Below are 8,882 nucleotides of genomic sequence, written 5' to 3'. Positions count from 1 at the left end.
AAGGCGTATTTGATTGTAAAAGGGAGAGGTGTAGGTATGGAAAATACTAAATTAGCAAAAAAAGCAGGGCAATTACTTGTTATTGGGTTTAACGGTATTAAGGTACCGCAGGAAGTACGGGATTTAATCCACGACTACCATATTGGTTCGATTATTTTATTTGGCAGAAATATAGGAACTCCTAAGGAAGTATTAGCACTCACCACGGATCTCCAGCGTGAAGCAAAAAAGGCTGGATATCCACACCCTTTATTAATATGTGTGGATCAGGAAAATGGAGTTGTCCGACGTTTAGGTGAAGGAGCTACTATTTTTCCGGGTGCAATGACACTAGGTGCCACAGGCAATCCAAATCATGCCTATAATGTAGGGGTTGCTACAGGTAAAGAATTAAAGGCATTAGGAATTAACTGGAACCTTGCTCCCGTTCTTGACGTTAATAATAATCCGGATAACCCTGTTATCGGAGTTCGTTCTTTTGGGGAATCCGCAGAAAGTGTATCAAGTTTCGGTCGAGCATCTATGCAAGGAATGCAGGAGGCTGGCATTGCAACAACATTAAAGCATTTTCCAGGTCATGGGGATACGAATGTAGATTCACATTTGGATTTACCAGTCATCACACATGGTTTGGCACGCCTTGAGGAGATTGAATTAAAGCCATTTAAGGATTGTATTGCCGAGGGTGCAGATACCATTATGACTGCACATGTTTATTTTCCATCGATTGAAACAGAACCAGGTATACCAGCAACGCTTTCAAGGAAGGTAGTGACTGGTTTATTACGTGAAAAACTTCATTTTAATGGTGTTGTAACAACAGATTGTATGGAAATGAACGCGATTCTACACGGAATCGGAACCGAAAAAGGCGCTGTCGCAGCACTTAAGGCTGGGGTAGACTATGTCATGATTTCCCATACGATTGAAAGGCAAGTAGGGGCGATTCGGGAAATTTTGAAGGCAGTTGAAAATGGAGAGTTAAAAGAAGAAGAGATTGACCAAGCGATTCAAAGAATCAATTCACTTAAAGAAAAATATCTTAGCTGGGATGATTTATATTTGGGGGAAGAACCGGTAGTACCTGAAACAGTAGGGAGTAAGCAGCATGAGAATATAGCACATGAAGCTTATAAAGAGGGTGTGACCATTGTAAAAAATAATGGGATTCTTCCACTTTCTACAAATAGCTCACGCATTCTAGTAGTGCATCCTGACAATGGCACAACGATGCAAGTGGAGGATAAGCGATATGCCAACCTCTCATTAGGAGAAGCCATCAAAGAATATGAGCCAAATGCGGATATCTTCCAGTTTTCAAGCGCGCTAAGTGAAAAAGAAATTGAGGCCATTGTTGAGAAGGCGAGCGACTATGACACGGTCATTGTGGGTACACTCACCATTACGCCTAATAGTAAACAAATTACCTTGATTGAGAAGCTCATAAAAGAAAAGGATTCTATCATTGTGATTGCAATGAGAAGTCCATACGATTATGGATATTTGCCAGATGTTCCGGTTTATATGAATACCTATGAGTTTACCTATCCAGCTTTAAAGGTTGCGGCTGGTGCAATTTTTGGAAAAGAAGAGGTTAAGGGGAACCTGCCGGTAACTGTTACAAAGAGATTAGTAGAAGGCAAATAATCCTCAAAAAGGGATGGATAATACATGATAAAAATCGCAACATTAACAACAGAATCGAGAAATGAAAAAAGTGCTAATATCGATCAAATGTCGACCCGGGAGATTTTAAAGACGATTAACGATGAGGATAAGACGGTTGCATTTAGTGTAGAGGCAGTATTACCCGAAATTGCAGCAACCGTCGATATCGTCAATACATCTCTTCTAAAAGGCGGAAGATTATTTTATGTAGGAGCGGGGACAAGTGGTCGACTTGGTATCCTAGATGCAGTGGAATGTCCGCCAACGTACAGCACTTCACCTGAGTTAGTTCAAGGAATTATGGCGGGGGGAACTATCGCTTTAGTGGAAGCTGTCGAAGGAGCAGAGGATGACACTCAGCAGGGCGCAATCGATTTAGCAGAAAAAAAGCTTACCCATCTAGATGTAGTAGTTGGAATTGCAGCAAGTGGAAGAACACCGTATGTGGTTGGTGCCCTTCAATATGCGAAACAGATTGGGGCAAAAACAATTAGTTTATCGAGTAATCAGGATTCAATGATTAGTAAATACTCAGATGTTGCAATAGAAGTGGCGACAGGTCCAGAAGTGGTTACAGGCTCAACCCGTATGAAAGCAGCAACTGCCCATAAACTCATTTTGAATATGATTACTACCTCAACAATGATAAAACTCGGTAAGGTGTATGAAAATTTAATGGTGGACGTGAATCCGAGCAATGTAAAATTAAAGGAACGTGCCAAGAACATTGTCTCTACGATAACGAATGAACCATATGACAAAGTGGAAGAAGTATTAGAACTTACGAATTATGAAGTAAAACCAGCCATTGTGATGATCAAAGCAGGAGTAGATTTCGAAACAGCAAAAAATAGTATTCAAATGGCCAATGGATTTGTAAGAAATGCAATTGAAATAGCGAAACGCAGAATCTTGCTTTAATAGCGAAGATAACAAAGGCTGGCTTATTTAAAAGTCAGCCTAAAGTTTGCATCTTAAAAGAAAATGATAGATAAGATTGAAATATAAATACAAAATAATATATTTTTATTAAAATTAGATTTCATTTATACTTTTTCCGTGATATACTATTAGTAGTTCATAAGTTTAGTATAAAGCATTTTTATATTTTTTTACCCCTATTGAAAGCGTTATCTTTGTGGTAATTATTTCTTATAGTTTTTATTACTAGGAACAAGGTTTTACAAGAAGAATTACCTATTGGCAAAAATTAAGAGAGGTGTAACGAGATGGAGAAAAAGAAGCATTTAGTCCTAGTAGGAGCACACTGTGGGGACGTTGAGATTCAAGGGGGAGCAATTGCACATAAATATGCAAAAGCTGGATGGGATGTAACTTTTGTTCATTTAACAGCAGGTGAAAAAGGAAACCCTCCGCATATTTCAGTAGAAGATTATCGTATACAGAAGATCAAGGAAGCCGAAAAAGTGGCTGAGATATTAGGTGGAAAAAGTATAACACTAGATTATAAGGATGCAGAATTAAAGTTTGATGATGAAATTGTTACCCGTGTTGCAACATTAATGCGTAAGCTTCGCCCAACTGTAGTAATCACCCACTGGGTGAACAGTATGCACCCTGATCATGCACTTTGTCCACGAATTGTAGAGGCGGCTCAATTAAAGGCAGGTCTTCCAGGATTTGATCTAGAAGGTCTACCGGCTCATTTCTATCCATTCTATCATAGTGAAAACTGGGAAGACATGGAGGGGTATGTTCCTGATATTTTTGTAGACGTATCTGAAGAATTTGACACATATCTGGAAGCGTTGTCACATTATTGGTTCATCATGAATTCAACATCATTCCGCTACTATGATTATTACAAAGCATTAGGAACAATCAGAGGTTGTGTGAGTCGAGCAAAATATGCACAGACCTTGAAATTCCCAACTGGCGGAAATGTAAGAAGAGGATTTATTCCAGGACACGAAATCTAATTGTATAAAACAGGTTTCACCTTTGGCTCTATAAAAAAGTCAAAGTAAATATATAAACTACCAAAAAACAGGGGGAAAACAAGCATGAAGAAGTTATTAATTCTATGTATCTCACTACTTCTACTAGTAGCGGCTGGTTGCTCTTCAAAAGAAAGCGCTGGCGATGGTGAGAAAAAAGATGGGAAAAAAGGTAAAGACGAAATAACAGTTTGGACATATCCTCACTACCAAGGAAATGAAGAAACAGGTGCAAATAGCTATGAGCAAGATTTACAGGCTTTAATTGAAGACTTTGAAAAAGAAAATCCAGATATTAAAGTTAAATACGAAATTTTATCATGGGCAGAAGGTGATAAGAAATTTACAACCGCATTAAATGCTGGTAACCCACCGGATGTCATGTTCTCTTTACTTAACGCAAAATATATTCAAACAGGATTAGCACTTCCTTTAGATGAATATATGAATGACGATGAATTAGCTGACATGGAAGAATACGGTAAATTGGTTTACACATATGAAGATAAACTTTGGGGAATCCCACATTACCTATCTGTCCACACTTGGGGCGGAAACCGTGCATTGCTAGAAGCTGCAGGAGCAGATGTTGAAAAGATTCAAAACGAAGGCTGGACTTGGGACGAGTTCTATGAAATCGCAAAGAAAGCAACTCAAGGGGATACGTATGGTTTCGTAACTCAAGGACAAAACGAAGAAACGTTTACACACCTTTTAATGAACAATGGTATTCGTAACCAAGTAGAAGAAGATGGCACATTTTCTCTTGGTGGCGACAAGGCATTAGAATCATTAAAATTCTTGGCAAAACTTAGAGATGAAGGGATCATGCCAAAAGAAACTGGTGGTATTGATGCAGCTAAAGCCGATGAAATGTTCAACAATCTTCAAGCAGCAATCTATGGTCGTACAGGCCCATACAAAATCAATGAAACTAACCAAAGAAATGCAGATATTGATGCTGGCAAAGTAAAAGGCGAAAAAATTGACTTTGTATTATTACCAATGCCGCATAAAGATGGCGAAAAAGAATCTGCATTCGGTGGAGCAGGCGGTTTAATGCTATTCAAACAAAAGAATTACCAAGGTGACGAGCACACTGCAAATGCAGCTAAAGTATTAAAACACTTAACTGGTACTGATTCAGGTATTACTGCAGCAACTATGTTTTTACCTCCTGCATTAAAATCAGGACAAGAGAAATACTCTGATATGCTACAGTTAGATACACCAAACGGTAAATTTATCAAAAGATACCTTAATAGCCTTACACCTGCAGCAAAATTAACTGGTGATCTTCCGGATAAAGCCTGGAAATTGAAAACAGAAGTTGTTACTCCTAATTTCCAATCATTCATCATCGGAGATGCAACAGCTGAAGAAACAATCGAAGCTTGGAAAAAAGGTGCAGAATCAATTGGTCTTAAGTAGGTAGTGTTTCTGAGCTTTCGCTAGATTTGGCGGAAGCTCAGAAATGTAAAGGAGATGAAAAAGTGACAACATCAGCAAATCCTGGGAATGGAAAAGCAAAAAAGTATTCATGGTCAAACTTTGTTCAGTTTTTTAAAGACTATGGTTGGTGTTACGCCTTTATTGCTGTTCCGCTACTATTATTTATATTCTTCACAGTCTATCCAATCTTCATGTCCTTTATATACAGCTTTCAAAAGTACGGTGTTATGGGCTCCGAATGGATTGGGTTAGAAAATTATAAAAATTTATTAAATAACGATATTTTCTGGAAAGCAATGAAAAATACTGTTATTTACACAGTTGCTACTGTACCAGTTAATATCATTATTACTCTTTTCTTAGCAATGATGATTTTCCCGCTAAATAGTAAATCGCAAACGTTCTTTAAAGCTTCCTTTTACTTGCCAGGTGTTACATCTGGGATCACAATGTCATTGATTTGGTTGTGGATTTTTGATCCAACTGGCGCGGGATTATTTAATGCAATCTTAGGTTTTTTTGGATTTGACTCACAAATGTGGTTGGCAAACCCAAATACGGCATTATTCTCTCTCATTTTGATGACATATATTGGTGGTCATGGAACTGGAGTGTTGTTATATTTGGCGGCGATGGGCGGAATCCCAAAATCGTTATATGAGGCGGCAGATATTGACTCAGCTAGCTGGTGGTCAAAATTAAAAAATATTACATGGCCATTATTAAAGCCTACTACATTATACATGCTAGTAATGGGTATCATTGGATCGTTCCAAGTGTTTGAACAGGCATATGTTATGACACAAGGTGGACCGAATTTCGCAACAACGACGATTGCCTACTTAATATTCGATCATGCATTCCAAGCATTTGACTTTGGTCTAGCAGCAGCAGAATCATTTGTTCTAGGATTTATTATCATTGTCATTTCAATATTACAATTTAAATTCATGTCTAGTGATGTGGAATACTAGGAGGAATTGATAGATATGAATACAAACCCCGTCACTAATTTTGAAAAGCAATTATTAGAAGATGAAAGAAAAGATAGAAATAGAAGGACCCTCAAGCTAATTGGTAAAGTATTAATTTATATTGGTCTAACTATTTGGGCAATCTTAACATTTATCCCGCTTTTATGGATGATCACTTCCTCTTTTAAAGATACAAGTGCAATTACACAAGTACCACCACAACTTTTTCCAACAGAACCGACTCTTGATGCATATAAGCGAGTATTTGAAGTTGGTGGATTTGGTAGATGGTTTTTTAATAGTGTTGTAGTTTCTACAATTCTTACATTATCAAATGTTTTCTTTGCTTCCCTTGCTGGTTATGCTTTTGCCAAGCTGCGTTTCCCAGGGAGAAATACGATATTTTGGATTTTACTCGCATCCATGATGATACCGAGTCAAGTAACGTTAATTCCATTATATATTTTAGTAGTTAACACATTCCAAATTGCTGATACGTATACAGCTTTAATCGTTCCAACCTTGGTCACAACAGCAAATGTGTTTTTAGCTAGACAGTTTATGCAATCTTTACCATCAACATTAATTGATGCAGCACGAATCGATGCTTGTTCAGAACCAATGATTTTCTGGAAGGTTATGCTGCCGATGGCAAAACCAGGTCTTGCTGTTCTTGGGATTTTTACATTTGTTGCGAACTGGAATAGCTTCTTCTGGCCGTTCCTAGTCACAAACTCAAATGCGATGAGAACGTTACAAGTTGGTTTAACAAGCTTCAGATATCAGTATACAGCGGATTATGGAGCAATGATGGCAGGTGCTGTATTAACTGCACTACCAATGTTTATTATATTTTTAGCATTGCAAAAATACTTCTTACGTGGAATTACAATTGGTGCAGTGAAAGGATAGGGGGCTCTTAAGTATGGCAGAAGTAAGGTTTGTCGATGTAGTGAAAGAATTTGAAGATGATAATAAAGGAAAAGTAAAAGCTGTCAATAATTCAACTTTTACTGTAAAGGATAAAGAGTTTCTTGTATTTGTTGGTCCGTCTGGATGCGGTAAAACAACATCATTACGCATGATTGCAGGGCTCGAACGACAATCATCAGGTGATATTTTTATAGGTGATCGCTTAGTAAATAAAGTCCATCCAAAGGAAAGAGATATTGCCATGGTGTTCCAGGACTATGCTCTATATCCGCATATGACAATTAAGGAAAATCTATCCTTTGGTTTAAAAAATTTAAAGGTTCCCAAACAAGTAATAGAAGAAAAGATTAAGCAAGCATCCGAAATATTAAATATTGAATCCTTGTTAGACCGAAAGCCAAGGGAACTCAGTGGTGGTCAAAGACAACGTGTTGCAGTTGGCCGTGCGATTGTTCGAAATCCTAGTGTTTTCCTATTTGATGAACCTTTAAGTAATTTGGATGCAAAATTACGTGTGCAAATGCGAATTGAATTAGCGGAGCTTCATAAGCGTCTAGAAGCAACAATTGTCTATGTAACACATGACCAAGTTGAGGCTATGACTTTAGGAGAGCGAATTGTTGTAATGAACCAAGGTGAAATTCAACAAATTTCTTCGCCAGAGGAGCTTTATAATCATCCGAAGAATATGTTTGTTGCTGGATTTATTGGATCACCTCCAATGAATTTCGCAAAGGCAAGACTATCAGGAAATCAAATAATAACGGCTGATTATTCATTTACAATCCCAGAGTCTTTAGTTAAGAAATATGATGCATACCAAGGAAAAGAGGTTGTCTTCGGTATTAGACCTGAGGATATCATTAATACAGACACAATGCATACAAAGCCTGAAAAAAATATCATTACACCAATATTAAAAGCAGTTGAACATTTAGGCTCGGAGTTATTGCTTTATTTCTCAATTGGTGAGGAAACGATTACAGCGAAGGTACCATCGGAATATAAAGTTGAATCACTTCAGAAGAAAGAATTGTATTTTAACCTTGAAAAAATGAGTTTGTTTGACCCAGTAACACAATTAAGAATCGTTTAAAAAAGGGAGTAATAAAATGTTAAGTATAAGTAAACTATTAGTCAAAACAGGTAATCAGATTTTTACGAACATCACAAAAGTTTTAGGTGTTAGTGTTCTGTGGTCACTATTATTGGTCCCAGCTATCTTTATATTACCGCTTCCAAGTGCGATAGTTTATCTATTTTTAACATTATTTCCGGCAACAGTCGCAGTGCTTGTAGTGATGAAGCAGGTTATAGAGAGGAAAAGAATTAGAATAATACCTGGATTTTTTTCTTCTTTCGTACGCTTCTATAAAAGGTCTCTATTTATTGGATTCTTCTATTTAGTTGCAATTTTAATCCCAGTATCCACCTGGTGGTACTATTTTGAAATCAATGGTGGGTATGGACTCTTTATTTTTAGCATTTTCCAAACCTATTTTTGTTTCATGTTCTTAGTCTCTCAAGTATATGCTATTCCACTTCTTGTTAGCGAAGATAGCAAGATGTTTACAGTGATGAATAAGTCGATTCGAATATTTATGGCTAAACCGGTTTATTCATTTGGACTATTTATTCAAATTGCTTCAATTACTGTTTTATTATCGCTTACCATTATTGGCTTTCTATTGTTATATGTCGGTATCATGGCTGTCTTTACACTTAATGCAGCAGCCAATATTCAGTTGGCAGATCGAAAGACTGAAAGGACAGTTGTTTCTGCTCCAATAAAGGATGTGAATGGATAAAATGAAGCTAGGACTTGATGTTTTTTTAGAAACGAGAGTGCAAGAGTTTATGGGAAAACGGATTGGACTTGTTACAAACATGACGGGCG

Annotated in this window: 8 protein-coding genes; all 8 read left to right on the top strand. The window is 37.3% G+C overall.

All coding sequences use genetic code 11. The features are described 5' to 3' along the window. Positions 1 to 1,647 (top strand): beta-N-acetylhexosaminidase (gene nagZ / locus V7112_RS00735; protein WP_335413922.1); only part of this gene is annotated, 1,647 nt, incomplete at its 5' end. 24 nt (positions 1,648 to 1,671) lie between these two features. Continuing rightward, positions 1,672 to 2,589 carry an N-acetylmuramic acid 6-phosphate etherase gene (gene murQ, locus V7112_RS00730; protein WP_335413919.1) on the top strand — a complete coding sequence of 306 codons (918 nt, stop codon included), beginning with the start codon at positions 1,672 to 1,674 and terminating at the stop codon, positions 2,587 to 2,589. A gap of 308 nt (positions 2,590 to 2,897) precedes the next feature. After that, positions 2,898 to 3,608, top strand: a complete 711-nt coding sequence (locus V7112_RS00725) for a PIG-L deacetylase family protein (protein WP_335413916.1) — start codon at positions 2,898 to 2,900, stop codon at positions 3,606 to 3,608. A gap of 84 nt (positions 3,609 to 3,692) precedes the next feature. After that, on the top strand, positions 3,693 to 5,057 hold the full coding sequence (locus V7112_RS00720) for an ABC transporter substrate-binding protein (protein WP_335413913.1): 1,365 nt from the start codon (positions 3,693 to 3,695) through the stop codon (positions 5,055 to 5,057). A 62-nt stretch (positions 5,058 to 5,119) separates the two neighbouring features. Continuing rightward, positions 5,120 to 6,052 (top strand): carbohydrate ABC transporter permease, encoded by a 933-nt coding sequence (locus V7112_RS00715; protein WP_335413908.1) that lies wholly within the window; start codon positions 5,120 to 5,122, stop codon positions 6,050 to 6,052. Positions 6,053 to 6,067: 15 nt separating this feature from the next. Further along, the gene (locus V7112_RS00710) at positions 6,068 to 6,964 is read left to right on the top strand and encodes a carbohydrate ABC transporter permease (protein ID WP_335413905.1); all 897 of its coding nucleotides are present in this window, start codon (positions 6,068 to 6,070) and stop codon (positions 6,962 to 6,964) included. 13 nt (positions 6,965 to 6,977) lie between these two features. Further along, a complete protein-coding gene (locus tag V7112_RS00705; RefSeq protein WP_335413903.1) occupies positions 6,978 to 8,081 on the top strand; it encodes an ABC transporter ATP-binding protein in 1,104 nt (367 codons plus the stop codon). A gap of 16 nt (positions 8,082 to 8,097) precedes the next feature. Further along, a complete protein-coding gene (locus V7112_RS00700) occupies positions 8,098 to 8,793 on the top strand; it encodes a DUF624 domain-containing protein (RefSeq protein ID WP_335413900.1) in 696 nt (231 codons plus the stop codon). Positions 8,794 to 8,882: the final 89 nt, after the last annotated feature.

Source organism: Bacillus sp. JJ1566, assembly GCF_036962685.1.
In the GTDB taxonomy this organism is placed as follows: domain Bacteria; phylum Bacillota; class Bacilli; order Bacillales; family Bacillaceae_L; genus Ferdinandcohnia.
The sequence above is the reverse complement of the archived record's forward strand: the minus strand, read 5'-3'. Positions and strand labels throughout refer to the sequence as shown.

Coding starts and splice junctions, on each gene's coding strand:
- murQ (WP_335413919.1), top strand. CDS start 1,672: ATGATAAAAATCGCAACATTAACAACAGAATCGAGAAATGAAAAAAGT.
- V7112_RS00725 (WP_335413916.1), top strand. CDS start 2,898: ATGGAGAAAAAGAAGCATTTAGTCCTAGTAGGAGCACACTGTGGGGAC.
- V7112_RS00720 (WP_335413913.1), top strand. CDS start 3,693: ATGAAGAAGTTATTAATTCTATGTATCTCACTACTTCTACTAGTAGCG.
- V7112_RS00710 (WP_335413905.1), top strand. CDS start 6,068: ATGAATACAAACCCCGTCACTAATTTTGAAAAGCAATTATTAGAAGAT.
- V7112_RS00705 (WP_335413903.1), top strand. CDS start 6,978: ATGGCAGAAGTAAGGTTTGTCGATGTAGTGAAAGAATTTGAAGATGAT.
- V7112_RS00700 (WP_335413900.1), top strand. CDS start 8,098: ATGTTAAGTATAAGTAAACTATTAGTCAAAACAGGTAATCAGATTTTT.